Here is a 16,000-nt window from a genome sequence, read left to right as displayed (position 1 = left end):
GGGCGGCGGCGGCTCGGCGAGGACCGCCGCCCGGCCCTCCCCGCCTACCTGATGACCAGTGAGGTCCACGCCGCGACCCAGCTCTCCCGGTGCTCCGCGATCCGCTGCGGCTCCATCGTCAGCGGCTCCTCGATCGTCTCGCCGTAGGTGACGAACTCCTCGGGCAGTTCGGCGTCGGGGTGCACCGGATTGACGAACATCTGCAGCGGCAGGTCCTCCTGGAAGTCCTGGCCGATGAGGAAGTCCAGCAGTGCCTGTCCGCCCTCGGGGTTGCCGGCGCCGGAGAGCAGGCCGGCGAACTCGATCTGCCGGAAGCAGGTACCGGTGGACACCCCGGTCGGGCCCTCCTCGGGCAGTTCACCCTCCCCGTAGATCACCTCGACCGGCGGGCTGGACGCGTAGGAGACCACCAGCGGCCGGTCGCCCGCGCCCCCGGCGGCGCCGGAGAAGCGTTCGTTGTACGCCTGCTCCCAGCCGTCGACCACTTCGACGCCGTTGTCGCGCAGCGCCTGCCAGTACTCCTGCCAGCCGTCGTCGCCGTAGGCGGCGACGGTGCCCAGCAGGAAGCCGAGGCCGGGCGAGGAGGTGGCGGCGTTCTGCACGACCAGCAGATCGCGGTAGGCCGGGTCGATGAGGTCGTCCAGCGTCTGCGGCGGGGCGAGGTCGTGCTCGGCGAAGTACGCGCGGTCGTAGTTGACGCAGATGTCGCCGGTGTCGACCGGCGTCACCCGGCGCTCGCCGGCATCGAGCTGGTACGTCTCGGGAATCGCCTCCAGGCCGGCCGCTTCGTACGGCGCGAACACCCCCTCGTCCAGGGCGCGGGAGAGCAGGGTGTTGTCGATGCCGAAGAGCACGTCGCCCTGCGGGTTGTTCTTGGACAGCACCGCCTGGTTGACCATCACCCCGGCGTCGCCCGCGCGCAGGATCTGGACGCGGTAGCCGGTCTCCTCGGTGAAGCGCTCCAGCACCTCGGGCGAGACGTTGAACGAGTCGTGGGTGACGAGCGTGACCTGCTCGCCGCCCGGGTTCCCGGCGCCGTCGGAGTCGCCTCCGCCGCCGCAGGCGGTCAGGGTGACCGAGGCCACGGTGAGGGCGAGGGCCGCCGCGAGCCGGCGGGTGCTGCTGCGCGTCATCGTGCTGCTTTCTCAAGGAGGGCACACGCGGGCAGCACGAGAGTCGTCGACTTCCTACCCAGCATGACCTGGGCGAGGTTCGAGGGTCTGCGGCCTGCTGCCGCACTCTCAGCGCTGCGAGCGCTCCCCTGTCGGAGTAATGCGTTTGTTCGACGTCACGATAGCAGCAGGTCCGGACAGAACCACCCGGACCGCCGGAGAACGGCCCGAGGGCCCCGGTCGCCACGGACCCCCGCGCACCGCTCCCGCCCCCGGCCGCCGGCCGCCGGCCCGGGAACCGACCGCCCGGCAGAGCCGTTACCGCTCGGCCGCCGCCAGCTGACCGCACGCGCCCTCGATCTCCTGGCCCCGGGTGTCCCGGACGGTCACCGGCACGCCCTGGGCCTCCAGCGCCGCGACGAACGCCGCCTCGTCCTCCGGCCGGGAGGCCGTCCACTTGGAGCCAGGCGTCGGGTTCAGCGGAATGAGGTTGACGTGGGCACGGTGACCCCGCAGCAGCTTGCCGAGCAGGTCCGCCCGCCACGCCTGGTCGTTGATGTCCCTGATCAGCGCGTACTCGATGGAGATCCGCCGGCCGGAGCGCTCGGCGTACTCCCACGCCGCGTCCAGCACCTCGCGCACCTTCCACCGGGTGTTCACCGGCACCAGCGTGTCGCGCAGCTCGTCGTCGGGCGCGTGCAGTGACACCGCGAGCCGGCAGCTCAGCCCCTCGTCGGCGAACCGCAGCATCGCCGGCACCAGCCCGACCGTGGAGACGGTGATGCCGCGCTGGGACAGCCCGATCCCGTCCGGCTCCGGGTCGGTCAGCCGCCGGATCGCGCCGACGACCCGGTTGTAGTTGGCCAGGGGCTCGCCCATGCCCATGAACACGATGTTCGACAGCCGCGCGGGGCCGCCGGGCACCTCCCCGTCGCGCAGGGCCCGCATCCCGTCCACGATCTGGTGGACGATCTCCGCAGTGGACAGATTGCGGTCGAGCCCGGCCTGGCCGGTGGCGCAGAACGGGCAGTTCATGCCGCAGCCGGCCTGGGAGGAGATGCACATGGTGACCCGGTCCGGGTACCGCATGAGCACGGACTCCACGAGCGTCCCGTCGTGCAGCCGCCACAGGGTCTTGCGGGTGGCGCCGTCGTCGCAGCTGATGTGCCTCACCACCGACATCAGCTGCGGCAGCAGCCCGCCGGCCAGCCGCTCCCGGGCGGCGGCGGGGATGTCCGTCCAGGCCGCCGGGTCGTCGGTCAGTCGCGCGAAGTAGTGCCGCGACAGTTGCTGGGCGCGGAACGGCTTCTCCCCGAGGGCGGACACCGCCTCACGGCGCTGCGCAGGGGTCAGATCGGCCAGGTGGCGCGGCGGCTTCTTGGCTCCGCGGGGCGCGACAAAAGTGAGTTCTCCGGGCTTAGGCATGGTTATGCCAGTGTCGCAGATTCACCCGCGCGGGTTCATCCGGCGCCGGTGAAGGCCAGATAGAGCAGCCAGGCCACCGGCGCGGTGGGCAGCAGCGAGTCGAGCCGGTCCATGATGCCGCCGTGGCCGGGCAGCAGGGTGCCCATGTCCTTGATGCCCAGGTCGCGCTTGATCATGGACTCGCCCAGGTCCCCGAGGGTGGCGCAGATCGCGACCGCGAGGCCCATCAGCAGGCCCTGCCACCACAGGGCGTCCTCGATGAGGAAGCCGAAGCACAGGGCGCCGGCCACCATCGCGAACGAGATCGCCCCCGCCAGCCCCTCCAGGGTCTTGCCGGGGCTGATCCGCGGGGCGAGCTTGCGGCGGCCCAGCCGCCAGCCCACCGCGTACGCGCCGGTGTCGCTGACGACCACCAGCACCAGGAAGACGAGCACCCGCCACGGTCCGTCGTCCGCCGCGAGCATCAGCGCGACGAAGGTGGCAAGGAAGGGCACGTAGAACGCGGCGAAGACCGCCGCCGTGGCATCCCGCAGATATGTCTCGGGGGCGTACGCCATCCGCCACAGCAGCACCACGAGCACCGTGAGCCCCAGCGCGACCCAGGACCCCGCCGCACCGCGCAGATATCCGGCCACCACCATCGCGGCGCCGCCGATCGCCAGCGGCACGACCGGCACCCGGATCTGCTTCTGCTCGGCGAGCCGGGACGACAGCTCCCAGACGCCGACCATGACGGCGACCGCTATCACGCCGAGGAAAACCGGCTTGTACACGAACAGCGCGGCGATGATCACCGCGCCCAGGGCCAGCCCCACGCCGACGGCGGCCCGCAGGTCGCGGCCCGCCCGCTTGCCGCCGCCCGTGCCGTCCCCGCCCTGCCGGCCGCCGCCCGGCGCGGACGCCGCCGGCGCCTGTGCGGCGGCGGGGCCGCTGCCCGCACCGAAGTCCTTCCCGTGGCCGGTACCGTCACCCGTGTGTCCCGCCGCGTGCTGACGTGCGTACGCGGGCGGTTCCCCGTACCCGGCCGCGGGCTGGGGCGGGCGCCAGGATGGTTCGTTCACGGGTGGCGGTGTCCTTCGTCCTTCGATGGCGTGGCGGCGGTAGGGCGTACGGGCGCGGCGGGGCGTGGGAGCCCGCCCGCGTTCCGCTCAGACCTCGAGCAGCTCGGCTTCCTTGTGCTTCAGCAGCTCATCGACCTGGGCGACGTACTTGCTCGTGGTGTCGTCCAGTTCCTTCTCCGCGCGCCGCCCCTCGTCCTCGCCGACCTCGCCGTCCTTGACGGACTTGTCGATGGACTCCTTGGCCTTGCGGCGTACGCCGCGGATCGAGATCTTGGCGTCCTCGCCCTTGGCCTTGGCGACCTTGATGTACTCCCGGCGGCGCTCCTCCGTCAGCTCGGGGAAGACCACCCGGATGATGTGACCGTCGTTGGTGGGGTTGACGCCGAGGTCGGAGTCGCGGATCGCCTGCTCGATGTTGCGCAGCGCGCTCTTGTCGAACGGGGTCACCACCGCCATCCGCGCCTCCGGCACCGAGAACGAGGCCAGCTGGTTGATCGGGGTCGGCGTGCCGTAGTACTCGGCCACGAGCTTGCTGAACATCGCCGGGTGGGCACGGCCGGTGCGGATCGCTGCCAGATCCTCCTTGGCGACGACGACCGCCTTCTCCATCTTCTCCTCAGCCTCGAGGAGGGCTTCTTCGATCACCACGTGCTCCTGGTTCGAATATGTATGACGTGACATGACAGGCCGTCAGGCCCGTCGGCCCTGGCTGTTCACGAGCGTGCCGATCTTCTCACCCTTTACGGCGCGGGCGATATTGCCTTCGGCCAGCAGTTCGAAGACCAGAATGGGGAGCGAATTGTCCCGGCACAGGGTGATCGCCGTGGAATCGGCGACCCGCAGATCGCGGGTGATGACCTCGCCGTAGTCGAGGGCGTCGTACTTCACCGCGTCCGGGTACTTCGCGGGGTCGGCGTCGTACACGCCGTCCACGCCGTTCTTGCCCATCAGCAGCGCCTCGGCGTTGATCTCCAGCGCGCGCTGGGCGGCCGTGGTGTCGGTGGAGAAGTACGGCATCCCCATACCGGCGCCGAAAATGACGACGCGGCCCTTCTCCAGGTGCCGCACCGCGCGCAGCGGAATGTACGGCTCGGCGACCTGGCCCATGGTGATCGCCGTCTGCACCCGCGAGTCGATGCCCTCCTTCTCCAGGAAGTCCTGGAGGGCGAGGCAGTTCATGACGGTGCCCAGCATGCCCATGTAGTCGGACCTGGCCCGGTCCATGCCGCGCTGCTGGAGCTCGGCCCCGCGGAAGAAGTTGCCGCCGCCGATGACCACGGCGATCTGGGCACCGTCCCGGACGACGGCGGCGATCTCCCGCGCCATCTTGTGAACGATGTCGGGGTCGACGCCGAGCCCTCCGTCGCCCGCGAAGGCCTCTCCCGACAGCTTCAGGAGAAAGCGGGGAGGTGTGACGTCCTTGCCGTCCGTCCTCTCGGCGGAGGCGGCGCCCTGGTTCATGGAAATCTCCTCGTGCGCATGCTGAGGAGGCCATTGCCCGTGGATCCCTGACGACCCCTGTTCGGCAATGGCCTCCTCGTCACAACTGCGGCCGTCCGGGTCCGAACCCGGCGCAGCCGTACGGCCTGCCGCCCCCGACAATAGCCGGGTGCGGTCCCGTCCCGCGCCGACGGCGCGGGACGGATTCCGTGATCAGGCGCCGACGCGGAAGCGGGCGAAGTTCTTGACCGTGGCGCCCGCCTCGGCCAGGACCTTCTGCACCGTCTTCTTGTTGTCCTTGGCGAAGGGCTGGTCAAGGAGGACGTTCTCCTTGTAGAAGCCGTTCACCCGGCCCTCGACGATGCGCGCCAGGGCGGCCTCCGGCTTGCCCTCCTCGCGGGCGGTCGCCTCGGCGACCCGGCGCTCGGACTCGACCAGCTCGGCCGGCACGTCCTCGCGGGAGAGGAAGCGCGGGCCGAACGCGGCGATGTGCTGCGCGACGTCCTTGACGACCTCGGCGGCCTTGTCCCCGCCCTCGGCCAGCTGCACCAGGACACCCACCTGCGGGGGCAGGTCGGGGTTGGTGCGGTGCAGGTACGAGCCGACGTAGCCGCCGGTGAAGCGGGCGAAGCGGTCGAGAACGATCTTCTCGCCCAGGGTCGCGTTGGCCTCGTCGACGTACGCCTGCACGGACTTGCCGGGCTCGATCTCCGAGGCGAGCAGCGTCTCCAGGTCCGCCGGAGCGGTGTCGGCGACGTGCTGGGCGATGGCGGCGACGGCGACCTGGAACTTGTCGCCCTTGGCGACGAAGTCCGTCTCGCACTTCAGCTCGACGAGCACGCCGGTGGCGGAGTCGTCGGAGATCAGCGAGGTGACGGCGCCGTTCTCGGCGGTGCGGCCCTCACGCTTGGCCACACCCTTCTGGCCCTTGACGCGGAGGATCTCCACGGCCTTGTCGACGTTGCCCTCGGCCTCGTCGAGCGCCTTCTTGCAGTCCATCATGCCGGCGCCGGTCAGCTCACGGAGCTTCTTGACGTCGGCGGCGGTGTAGTTCGCCATGGTTGTCTGATTCTCTTCCCGGAATGTCGATGAATCGCTGTGGCTCGCGTCAGCCCTGCTCGGCGGGGGTCTCCGCGGCGGGGGCCTCGGGGGCGGCCTCGGCGGGCGCCTGCTCGGCGGGCTTGTCCTCGGCCTTGGCCTCGGCGGACTCACCGCGCTCCAGCAGCTCGCGCTCCCACTCGGGCAGCGGCTCGCCGGCCGCCTTCTCGCCACCCTTGGCCGCCTCGGCGACACCGGAGCGGGAGATCAGGCCCTCGGCGACGGCGTCGGCGATGACCCGGGTGAGCAGCGTGACGGAGCGGATCGCGTCGTCGTTGCCGGGGATCTTGTAGTCGACCTCGTCGGGGTCGCAGTTGGTGTCGAGGATCGCGACCACCGGGATGTTGAGCTTGCGGGCCTCGCCGACGGCGATGTGCTCCTTCTTGGTGTCCACGATCCAGACGGCGCTGGGCACCTTCTGCATGTCGCGGATACCGCCCAGGGTCTTCTCCAGCTTGGCCTTCTCGCGGGAGAGGACGAGCAGTTCCTTCTTGGTCAGGCCGGAGGCGGCCACGTCCTCGAAGTCGATCTGCTCCAGCTCCTTGAGGCGCTGCAGCCGCTTGTGCACGGTGGAGAAGTTGGTGAGCATGCCGCCCAGCCAGCGCTGGTTGACGTAGGGCATGCCGACCCGGGTCGCCTGCTCCGCGATGGCCTGCTGGGCCTGCTTCTTGGTGCCGACGAACATGACCGTGCCGCCGTGGGCGACGGTCTCCTTGACGAACTCGTAGGCGCGGTCGATGTACGACAGCGACTGGAGCAGGTCGATGATGTAGATGCCGTTGCGCTCGGTGAAGATGAAGCGCTTCATCTTCGGGTTCCAGCGGCGGGTCTGGTGCCCGAAGTGGACGCCGCTCTCCAGCAGCTCCCGCATCGTGACGACGGCCATGGCCGTTCTCCTCGTGGTGCTCGGTTGTCAGCGCCGACCGGGCGGCCGGCGCTCCTGATGCCCCTGCGCGCTGTGCCGGGGACTGCCTGCGGGGCCGTCCCGGGACCGAGAGTCGCGGCCACCTCAGCGCTTCGGCTGCGAGGCCGGACGCGGTGGTGGCGGGGCATGCGAGGTCGATCCGGGGACCCGGATCGCCACCAGAAGTGTACGGGACCCCGGGCACGCGGGGCGACAGGCCATCGGGGCCCCGCCGCGCTCCCCCGCCACACGGACCGTCCCCCACACGAGTGAACGGGTTGTCCACACCCCGGTGGTTGTCCACAGGCCCCGGCGGGATCACCGCGACTGGGGCAGCGTCCGGGGCGGAGGTGATGCGCGATGACGCGTGCGACGGGACGTACCGGCAACCAGCGGGGAGCTCTGGGCCGGTTCGGTGAGGACCTGGCGGTACGGCGGCTGACGGCCGCCGGAATGGCGGTGCTGGAGCGCAACTGGCGCTGCCGGGCCGGAGAGATCGACATCGTGGCCCGGGAGCCCGGTCCGCAGGAGGTCCTGGTGGTGTGCGAGGTGAAGACCCGCCGGGGTGCGGGGTTCCAGCACCCGATGGCGGCGGTCGGCGCGAGCAAGGCGGAGCGGCTGCGGCGGCTCGCCGAGTGGTGGCTCAGCGAACGCTGGCTGCCCCGCTACGGGGCACCGCCCTCCGGCGGGCTGCGGATCGATCTGGTCGGCGTCCTGGTGCCGCGCCGGGGAGCGCCGGTGGTCGAGCACGCCAGGGGGGTGGCGTGATGGCCTTCGCGCGGACCTGCGCCGTGGCCCTGGTCGGGGTCGAGGGCGTGGTGGTGGAGGTGCAGGCGGACCTGGAGCCGGGGGTGGCGGCGTTCACCCTGGTGGGGCTGGCCGACAAGTCGCTGAACGAGAGCCGGGACCGGGTCCGGGCCGCGGTACTCAACTCGGGTGCCGAGTGGCCGCAGAAGAAGCTCACCGTGGGGCTGAGCCCGGCGGCGGTGCCCAAATGCGGCAGCGGATTCGATCTGGCGGTGGCTGCCGCCGTACTGGCCGCGGCCGAACGCGTCGACCCCAAGGCCATCGCCGACCTGCTGCTGATCGGCGAGCTGGGGCTGGACGGCGGGGTCCGGCCGGTACGCGGCGTGCTCCCCGCCGTGCTCACCGCGGCGGACGCCGGCTACCGGCAGGTGGTGGTCGCCGAACAGAACGCCGCGGAGGCGGCCCTGGTGCCCGATGTGGCCGTACTGGGCGTGCGCAGCCTGCGCCAGCTCATCGCCGTACTCGCCGGCGAACCGGTGCCGGATGAACCCCCGCCGCGGCCGGAGGGCGGCGGCCCCGGGCCGCGCGGCGCGGGCTGGGGCTACCCACGGCCCGCCGGTCTGTATCGCACCTTCGACGGTACGGAGCAGCCGCCGGATCTCGCCGAGGTGGCGGGGCAGCGGCTGGCCCGCCGGGCGCTGGAGGTGGCGGCGGCCGGACGCCACCATCTGTTCCTCCAGGGCTCGCCCGGGGCGGGCAAGACCATGCTGGCCGAGCGGCTGCCGGGGCTGCTGCCCCCGTTGACCCGGCAGGAGGCTCTTGAGGTCACCGCGGTGCATTCGGTGAGCGGTTCGCTGCCGCCGGGGCGCCCGCTGGTGGACCGGCCGCCGTACTGCGCCCCGCACCACTCGGCCTCGCTGCCCGCTCTGGTGGGCGGTGGCAGCGGGCTGCCGCGGCCGGGAGCGGCGTCGCTGGCACACCACGGAGTGCTGTTCCTGGACGAGGCCGCCGAGATGAGCAGCCAGGTGCTGGACGCGCTGCGGCAGCCGCTGGAGTCGGGGCAGGTGGTGGTGGCGCGATCGGCCGGGGTACTGCGGATGCCCGCCCGGGTGTTGCTGGTCCTGGCGGCCAATCCGTGTCCGTGCGGGCGGCACGGCTCACCGGGCGGGGAGTGCGAGTGTCTGCCCGGCACGGTACGGCGGTACCGGGCCCGGCTGTCCGGGCCACTGCTGGACCGGATCGATCTGCGGGTGCCGGTCGAGCCGGTCGGCCGCGCGGAGCTGACGTCGGCGAGCAGCGGGGAATCCACGGCCGCCGTGGCCGAGCGGGTGCTGGCGGCCAGGGAACGGGCGGCGGCGCGTTACGCCGGTATGGGCTGGAGCACCAACGGCGAGGCCCCTGGCCACGAGCTGCGGACCCGCTGGGCGCCTGCGCCGGGCGCGCTGGCCCGGGCCGAGACCGACATGGATCGCGGCACGCTCACCGCCCGTGGCCTCGACCGGGTGCTGCGGGTGGCCTGGACGGTGGCGGACCTGGCCGGGCACGACCGTCCCACGGCGGACGATGTGGACGCCGCGCTGGAGTTCCGTACCGGGGTACGGCGGGGTGCCGGAGTGGCGGGCAGCCTGCCGTGAGCGGGACGGTGACGGACGGGGAGCGGCTGGCGCGGTCGGCGCTGACCCGGGTGATCGAGCCCGGGGACCAGCTCCTGGGCGAGCAGCTGGCGCGGCTCGGCGCGGCGGAGGTGTGGCGGGCACTGGAGCGGGACGAGCGGCTGCCGGAGGTACCGCCGCCCCGCTGGGCGGGGCTGCGGCTGCGGGCCGAGCGGGTCGTGCCGGGGCGCGATCTGGAGGAGAGCGCCGGGTGCGGCGGCCGGCTGGTGTGCCCCGGCGACCACGAGTGGCCGGGGCAGCTGGACGATCTCGGTGCGGCCCGTCCGGTCGGGCTGTGGGTGCGCGGTGCCTGCTCGCTGCGGTTCGTGGCGCTGCGTTCGGTTTCGCTGGTGGGGGCCCGGGCCTGCACCGACTACGGCACGCACATGGCGGGAGAGCTGGCCGCGACGCTCGCGGAGCGCGGCTGGACGGTGGTCTCCGGCGGCGCGTACGGCGTGGACGGCGCGGCACACCGGGGCGCCCTGGCGGTGGGCGGTCCGACGGTGGCCGTGCTGGCCTGTGGTCTCGACGTGGCCTATCCGGCCGGGCACCGGCAACTGCTGGAGCGGGTCGCGGAGGGCGGGCTGCTGGTGAGCGAACTGCCGCCGGGGGAACGACCGACGCGGGGCCGGTTCGTGCAGCGCAACCGGGTGATCGCGGCCCTGAGCCGCGGCACGGTGGTCGTCGAGGCGGCGCTGCGCAGCGGTTCGCTCATCACCGCCCGGCGGGCGGCGCGGCTGGGCCGGCATCTGATGGCGGTGCCCGGCCCGGTGACCTCGGGGCTCTCGGCGGGTACGCACCGGCTGATCCGTCAGGAGGCCACGCTGGTGGGCAGCGCGGGCGAGGTCATCGAACTCGTGGGGGCGATGGGTGAGGTGGCGGACGGGGAGAGGGGCCCCGCCGTTCCCAGGGATCTGCTGGGCGAGGCGGCGGGTCAGGTCCTGGACGCCTTGCCGGTGGCACGGGCGGTCACGGTGCCGGAGATCGCCCGCGGCGCCTGCATGTCGAGCGAGGCGGCGCTGGCCCGGCTGCTCGAACTCGGCTCACTGGGCTTCGTCGAACACGTGGGCGATCGCTGGCAGTTGCGACGGCCCGCCGTCCGACACGCCCTCCCGGCCGCGCCACGCCCCGAAGCGGGTGCGTAACACGACGGTGCACCCAGCGGAACGTATCTGCGCATCGGCCAACTTCGGCCACCTGCGCAAAGCGACCCACCAGTCACGCTACGCTCACAGAGTTCGCCATCCCGGAACTCCGCACCACTCGCTCAGACCCCTGCAGAACGGCTCAAGACAACGCATGCCCCAGCACTCCCCCGGGCCCGCGCACCAGGCGCCGGCCGCTCCGGCCGCGGCGGAGGGCGCGACGCTCTCCGCCGCGCCCACGTCGCTCGACGAGCTGTGGCGCACCTACAAGGCCACCGGTGACGAGCGGTTGCGGGAGCAGCTGATCCTGCACTACTCCCCGTTGGTGAAGTACGTGGCGGGCCGGGTGAGCGTGGGGCTGCCGCCCAACGTGGAACAGGCGGACTTCGTCTCCTCCGGGGTGTTCGGCCTGATCGACGCGATCGAGAAGTTCGATCCCGAGCGCTCCATCAAGTTCGAGACGTACGCCATCACCCGGATCCGTGGCGCGATGATCGACGAGCTACGCGCACTGGACTGGATCCCGCGCTCGGTCCGGCAGAAGGCCCGCGCCATCGAACGCGCCTACGCCACCCTGGAGGCGTCGCTGCGCCGGACCCCCTCGGAGTCCGAGGTGGCCCGCGAGATGGACATCACGCTGGAGGAACTGCACGCGGTATTCAGCCAGTTGTCGCTGGCCAACGTGGTCGCGCTGGAAGAGCTGCTGCATGTGGGCGGGGAGAGCGGCGACCGGCTGAGCCTGATGGACACGCTGGAGGACACCGCCGCCGACGACCCCGTGGAGGTGGCGGAGGACCGGGAGCTGCGCCGGCTGCTGGCCCGGGCCGTCAACACCCTGCCGGAGCGGGAGAAGACGGTGGTGACGCTCTACTACTACGAAGGGCTGACGCTCGCGGAGATCGGCCAGGTCCTGGGGGTGACCGAGAGCAGGGTCAGTCAGATCCACACCAAGTCGGTGCTTCAGCTGCGGGCCAAGCTCGCCGATGTGAGCGGTTGAAACCGCTCCCGCGCTCGGGCTCAACCTCGTCCGCCGCACGCTCTACAGTGGTCTGGTGCCCAGGATCCAAGCGGCCTCCGTGGCCGAGCACCGCTCGCTGCAGCGCGGCGCCCTGCTGGACGCCGCCCGTTCACTGCTGTCCGAGGGCGGGGCGTCGGCACTGACCTTCCCGGCGCTCGCCGCGCGCACCGGTCTTGCCCGCTCGTCCGTCTACGAATACTTCCGCTCCCGGGGCGCGGTCGTCGAAGCGCTGTGCGCGGTCGACTTCCCGCTGTGGGCTGCCGAGGTCGAGGCCGCGGTGGCCGCGGCCGACTCACCGCGGGAACAGGTGGCGGCCTATGTGCGTGCGCAACTCGCGCTCGCCTGCGACGCCCGGCACCGGGCGGTGGTGGCGATCTCGGCCATGGAGCTGGACACGGCGGCCCGGGAGAAGATCAAGGCGGCGCACGGTGGACTGTTTGAGCTGATCGCCGAAGCGCTTCGCGGCCTGGGGCATACGGATCCGCGATCGGCGGCGGCGCTGTTGCAGGGCGTGGTGGACGCGGCGGTGCGCCGCGCGCTGGCCGGCTTCGCCGACCCCGCCGAGATCGCCGCGACGGCCGTGCGGATCGCCCTCGACGGGGTCGCCGGGGCCGTGCCCGGGCCCGTCCCCGGGGAGCGGCACGCCGTCGACGGGCAGGAGCCGGGAGGGGCCGGGGCGTAGCAGCTCGGCGGGCAGCAGGCTCAGCGGGTCCTGGTACCGGCGGGCGCCGCTCTCCTTGAGACCCCAGTGCAGGCAGGGCCGGTCGCAGTGGAACGGGCCGTCCTCCAGGACACCCACTTGCTGACCCGCCGTGACGGTCTCGCCCACGGCCACCGTGGCGCGCACCGGCTCGTAGGTGGTGCGGACCGGCGGTCCGTCGGATCCGGAGAGTTCGATGCTGATGACACCGCGGCCGGCGACCTTGCCGGCGAACACGACCGTGCCGGGCGCGGACGCCACCACCGGGTCACCCGGCTCGGCTGCCAGGTCCACTCCTCGGTGACCGGGCCCCCAGGGGGTCGCCGGTGGTTCGAAGAGCCGGAGGATCAGCGGTCGCGACGCACCCTGGGGGCCGGACACGGGCCAGGCGCGTTCGGGTGGCGAGCTGCCACCGGCGAGCGCGAGCAGAAGACAACAGAGAGTGAGGGGAGCCATACCGGCACCCTGCCCGAGGGAGGCCGGTCGTGGTGAAGGGCGGCCGGAATCTGTGGACAACCGGGCCGCTGTGGATAACTCGGTCACTCGTCCGAGTGAGACTGCGGCACGTTCACTGCCCGCGCGACCCGCCGAAGCCGGAGTCCTCCGGGAGATCCAGCTCGCTCTTGTTGAGCTCTTCGATATTGACGTCCTTGAAGGTGAGGACGCGCACCTGCTTGACGAACCGCGCCGGCCGGTACATGTCCCAGACCCAGGCATCCGCCATGGACACCTCGAAGAACACCTCGCCGTGAACCGAGTGGACCTGCATTTCGTAGTCGTTGGTGAGGTAGAAACGGCGCTCGGTCTCGATCACATATGTGAACAGACCGACGACGTCACGGTACTCCCGGTAGAGCTTCAGCTCCATCTCGGTCTCGTACTTTTCGAGGTCCTCGGCGCTCATGGTGTGATCCCCTTCAGCCGTGCTTCCCTCATTGTGCTTCACCGGCCCGCTTCGGCACCCGGCGGTGGCCCGAACGGGACGAGCGACGCACCAGGGGACCGTACAGCCCGCCCGCGAGGATCAGCACAAGCCCGGCCCCGATCGCCCAGCACAGCGGCACCAGGGGCCCGGAGCCCGATATGCCGCCGGGCAGGCCGGCGAACCCGGTGGGACGGGGCAGCAGCCCCACGGAGCCCAGCGGCCACAACGTGGCCTCCACGCGGGCCGTGACCGCCTCTGCGGGGACGCTGCCCGCCTGGACGTCGGTGATCTGATCGCGTGAGTCGACGGAGGCAAGCCGCTGGTCGCCCAGCAGAAACAGCTCACCCTCAGGAATGCGGACCTCGTAGGACGTCGGGGAGTCGCTCCACCGGGGATCGAGATACGGCTCCACCACGGGCTCGCCGTTCACCAGGAGCAGCCCGTCCGGGTCGCAGCAGGCCACGGTGTCCCCGCCGACGCCCACCACACGCTTGATCATCGGGGCGTCCCCCCACGCCGCCTCCCGGAAGACCACGACGTCCCCGCGCCGCACCTGCCGGCCCTCGATGCGCTGGGCGAGCACCCGGTCCCCCGCCGCGACCACGGGGTGCATGGAGTCGGTCGGCACGGCATAGGGCTGGTAGAGGAGGGCGCCGAGGGCGAAACCGCCCACGAACAGCACACAGCCCAAGGCCACGGCGAGCTGGGACAACCGCCGTCCCACACCCCCGCGCGGCGCTCCGCTCATCACACCCTCCAGATTTCTGGTCCGGGGTGACTCTACCCAGCGCCGGGTGCCGCACGATCAGCGTGCGGCCGACTCCTCCCTACGGAGCAGCGCACGGCGGCGCCACAGCACCAGCGGTACGGCCAGGGTCAGCCCCAGTCCGGCCGGGCTCGCCGCCGCCGCGACAGCCGTGGCCGCCGCCGCGCTCGGGACGTCGCTGTAGCTGGAGGGCACCGGCAGTGTGGACCAGCGGTTCACCGGCCAGGCGATCACGATGGCGCGGCCGACCACCTTGCTCTCCGGCACGGTGCCGCCGCCGGGGAGGTTCTGGTGGTAGCGGGAGTCGAGCGAGTCCTGCCGGTGGTCGCCCATCACCCACAGCTCGCCGTCCGGGATCGTGATGGGCCCGAACTCCTGGTCGTCGCAGGGAGTGTTGCCGGGGAAGAGGTACGCGCTCTCGTCCAGTTCCTCACCGTTGAGGATCACCGGCCCGCCCTTGCGGCAGGAGACGGTGTCGCCGCCGACCGCGATGACGCGCTTGATCAGGTCCTGGTCCTCCGCGGACGGCATCAGACCGATCCAGCTCAGTCCCTGCTGCACAGCGGCGCCGAACCCGCTCTGCTCGGGGGTCTCGCCGAGCCAGCCGCCCGGGTCGTTGAACACGACCACCTCGCCGCGTTCGGGTGTGGAGCCGAACCAGGGGGTGAGCTTGTCCACCAGGACGCGGTCGCCGCGCTGGAGGGTGTTCTGCATCGAGTTGGAGGGGATCGAGAAGGCCTGCACGAGGAAGGTCTTGATCAGCAGCGCCAGCACGATGGCGATGCCGATGAGGATCGGCAGTTCCTTCCAGAAGGAGCGCTGCTTCTTGCCCGGAGGCGGCGTGCTCCGCCCGTCATCGGGCTGATAGCCGCCCTCGTCCGGGCCGTCGGGGCCGTTGCCGCCGCCTGGGGGCTCCTCGCCAGATGCTCCGTCTCGGGGACTCACCGGAGGTTCCTCCGGTTCGTCCGCACCGGACCGTGCACCGACCGCCACATCCCCCACATCCACTCCTCACGCTGCGTTTCCGCCCGTGCGCTGAACGCCACAGGCCCACTACTCCCATAACGAGCGGGAGTTCCGCAGGGATCGGGAGTGGCGCCAAAACATTGTCCCCAATCGTGGCCCGCTGCGGCGGACCGGCCCGCGCCGGTGCGCCGTCGCCGGCCCCGTCCGGGTCCGGCACCGCCGCGAAGGCGTCGCTGCCGTCCAGCCGCTGCCAGTGCGCGAACGGCCAGGCGATGACCACCGCACGGCCCACGACCAGGTCGATGGGAACCGTACCCTGATCCGGGCCTTCCAGGTGGTACCGGGAGTCGGCCGAGTTCGACCGGTGGTCACCCATCACAAAGATGTGCCCCTCCGGCACCGTCACCTCGAACTCGATGCGGGAGGGCGGATTTCCGGGGTAGAGATACGGCTCGTCCACCGCGACGCCGTTCACCGTGATCCGGCCGGCCTCCTCGCAGCAGACGACGGTGTCGCCGCCGACCCCGATCACGCGCTTGATCAGATCCTGGTCCTCGGCGGAGGGCAGCAGCCCGATCCAGGTGAGGGCGTCCCGCAGTTGCTTGATGCCGGCCGGCGGATCCCCGGCCGTGACCTGGGCGTCCTGCTCCAGCCAGCCGCCCGGGTCCCGGAAGACGACCACCTCGCCGCGCTGGGGCTCCCAGCCGAACCAGGGGGTGAGCTTGTCCACCAGCACCCGGTCGTCGATCTTGATCGTCTGTTCCATCGACCCCGAAGGGATGACGAAGGCCTGCACGAGAAAGGTTTTGAGAACCAGCGCGATCAACAGCGCGACACCGATGAGGATCGGTATCTCACGGGTCGCCCGCAGCCGTCTGCGGCGTTTGATCCGCTTCGCCGCCCGGCGGCGGTCCGCGCGGCCCTCCCCCGGACCCCGCAGCGTGGGCCGCTCCGCGGCCTCGCCCTCCGGCTGCTCCCGCGCGGCTTGCGCCGCGGCGTCCCGCACGGCGGAAGACTCCTCCGGCGGCTCCTGCTTTCCCC

The 16,000-nt window shown here is 71.8% G+C and carries 16 protein-coding genes and 1 pseudogene; 5 read left to right on the top strand and 12 right to left on the bottom strand.

Features of this window, described 5'->3' with window-relative positions:
• Nucleotides 1–44: 44 nt before the first annotated feature.
• The 7 genes from BM385_RS23055 to rpsB form a co-directional block, all read right to left on the bottom strand.
• The gene (locus BM385_RS23055) at nt 45–1,133 is read right to left on the bottom strand and encodes a thiamine ABC transporter substrate-binding protein (protein ID WP_019435542.1); all 1,089 of its coding nucleotides are present in this window, start codon (nt 1,131–1,133) and stop codon (nt 45–47) included.
• Between the two features lie 297 nt (nt 1,134–1,430).
• Complete coding sequence (gene rlmN, locus BM385_RS23050) at nt 1,431–2,537, bottom strand: dual-specificity RNA methyltransferase RlmN (RefSeq protein WP_026047741.1); 1,107 nt, start codon at nt 2,535–2,537, stop codon at nt 1,431–1,433.
• A gap of 35 nt (nt 2,538–2,572) precedes the next feature.
• Nucleotides 2,573–3,598: a phosphatidate cytidylyltransferase gene (locus BM385_RS23045; protein ID WP_093844245.1), complete on the bottom strand. Its 1,026-nt coding sequence runs from the start codon at nt 3,596–3,598 to the stop codon at nt 2,573–2,575.
• Between the two features lie 87 nt (nt 3,599–3,685).
• Entirely contained in the window at nt 3,686–4,243 is a 558-nt protein-coding gene (gene frr / locus BM385_RS23040) for a ribosome recycling factor (RefSeq protein ID WP_026047740.1), read from the bottom strand.
• Nucleotides 4,244–4,288: 45 nt separating this feature from the next.
• A complete protein-coding gene (gene pyrH, locus BM385_RS23035) occupies nt 4,289–5,059 on the bottom strand; it encodes a UMP kinase (protein ID WP_019435538.1) in 771 nt (256 codons plus the stop codon).
• A gap of 192 nt (nt 5,060–5,251) precedes the next feature.
• Entirely contained in the window at nt 5,252–6,097 is an 846-nt protein-coding gene (gene tsf / locus BM385_RS23030; protein WP_019435537.1) for a translation elongation factor Ts, read from the bottom strand.
• A 49-nt stretch (nt 6,098–6,146) separates the two neighbouring features.
• A complete protein-coding gene (rpsB, locus tag BM385_RS23025) occupies nt 6,147–7,022 on the bottom strand; it encodes a 30S ribosomal protein S2 (protein WP_019435536.1) in 876 nt (291 codons plus the stop codon).
• 378 nt (nt 7,023–7,400) lie between these two features.
• On the opposite strand from rpsB, the gene BM385_RS23020 reads away from it, so the two are divergent.
• The 5 genes from BM385_RS23020 (at nt 7,401) to BM385_RS27520 (ending at nt 12,284) form a co-directional block, all read left to right on the top strand.
• The gene (locus BM385_RS23020; protein WP_093844244.1) at nt 7,401–7,808 is read left to right on the top strand and encodes a YraN family protein; all 408 of its coding nucleotides are present in this window, start codon (nt 7,401–7,403) and stop codon (nt 7,806–7,808) included.
• Complete coding sequence (locus BM385_RS23015; RefSeq protein ID WP_093844243.1) at nt 7,808–9,421, top strand: YifB family Mg chelatase-like AAA ATPase; 1,614 nt, start codon at nt 7,808–7,810, stop codon at nt 9,419–9,421. Before BM385_RS23020 ends, BM385_RS23015 begins: the two co-directional genes overlap by 1 nt.
• Complete coding sequence (dprA, locus tag BM385_RS23010; RefSeq protein ID WP_254791711.1) at nt 9,418–10,584, top strand: DNA-processing protein DprA; 1,167 nt, start codon at nt 9,418–9,420, stop codon at nt 10,582–10,584. Before BM385_RS23015 ends, dprA begins: the two co-directional genes overlap by 4 nt.
• 154 nt (nt 10,585–10,738) lie before the next feature.
• On the top strand, nt 10,739–11,581 hold the full coding sequence (gene whiG, locus BM385_RS23005) for an RNA polymerase sigma factor WhiG (protein WP_019435532.1): 843 nt from the start codon (nt 10,739–10,741) through the stop codon (nt 11,579–11,581).
• Between the two features lie 55 nt (nt 11,582–11,636).
• On the top strand, nt 11,637–12,284 hold the full coding sequence (locus BM385_RS27520; RefSeq protein ID WP_078576365.1) for a TetR/AcrR family transcriptional regulator: 648 nt from the start codon (nt 11,637–11,639) through the stop codon (nt 12,282–12,284).
• Between the two features lie 57 nt (nt 12,285–12,341).
• On the opposite strand, the pseudogene BM385_RS27515 reads toward BM385_RS27520, so the two are convergent.
• From BM385_RS27515 to lepB (BM385_RS22975), 5 genes and pseudogenes are all read right to left on the bottom strand, one after another.
• A pseudogene (locus BM385_RS27515) lies at nt 12,342–12,758 on the bottom strand (murein hydrolase activator EnvC family protein); the annotation flags it as partial.
• Between the two features lie 112 nt (nt 12,759–12,870).
• On the bottom strand, nt 12,871–13,206 hold the full coding sequence (locus BM385_RS22990; protein ID WP_019435530.1) for a DUF2469 domain-containing protein: 336 nt from the start codon (nt 13,204–13,206) through the stop codon (nt 12,871–12,873).
• Between the two features lie 28 nt (nt 13,207–13,234).
• Nucleotides 13,235–13,975 (bottom strand): signal peptidase I, encoded by a 741-nt coding sequence (gene lepB, locus BM385_RS22985; RefSeq protein WP_026047739.1) that lies wholly within the window; start codon nt 13,973–13,975, stop codon nt 13,235–13,237.
• Between the two features lie 57 nt (nt 13,976–14,032).
• Nucleotides 14,033–14,938: a signal peptidase I gene (lepB, locus tag BM385_RS22980; RefSeq protein ID WP_019435528.1), complete on the bottom strand. Its 906-nt coding sequence runs from the start codon at nt 14,936–14,938 to the stop codon at nt 14,033–14,035.
• Nucleotides 14,847–15,965 (bottom strand): signal peptidase I, encoded by a 1,119-nt coding sequence (gene lepB, locus BM385_RS22975; protein WP_019435527.1) that lies wholly within the window; start codon nt 15,963–15,965, stop codon nt 14,847–14,849. The genes lepB (BM385_RS22980) and lepB (BM385_RS22975) overlap by 92 nt, the downstream gene beginning before the upstream one ends.
• Nucleotides 15,966–16,000 lie beyond the last annotated feature (35 nt).

The sequence above is a fragment of the Streptomyces harbinensis genome (assembly GCF_900116145.1).
GTDB classification, from domain to species: domain Bacteria; phylum Actinomycetota; class Actinomycetes; order Streptomycetales; family Streptomycetaceae; genus Streptomyces; species Streptomyces carpaticus.
This window is presented reverse-complemented; position numbering and strand designations above follow the sequence as displayed.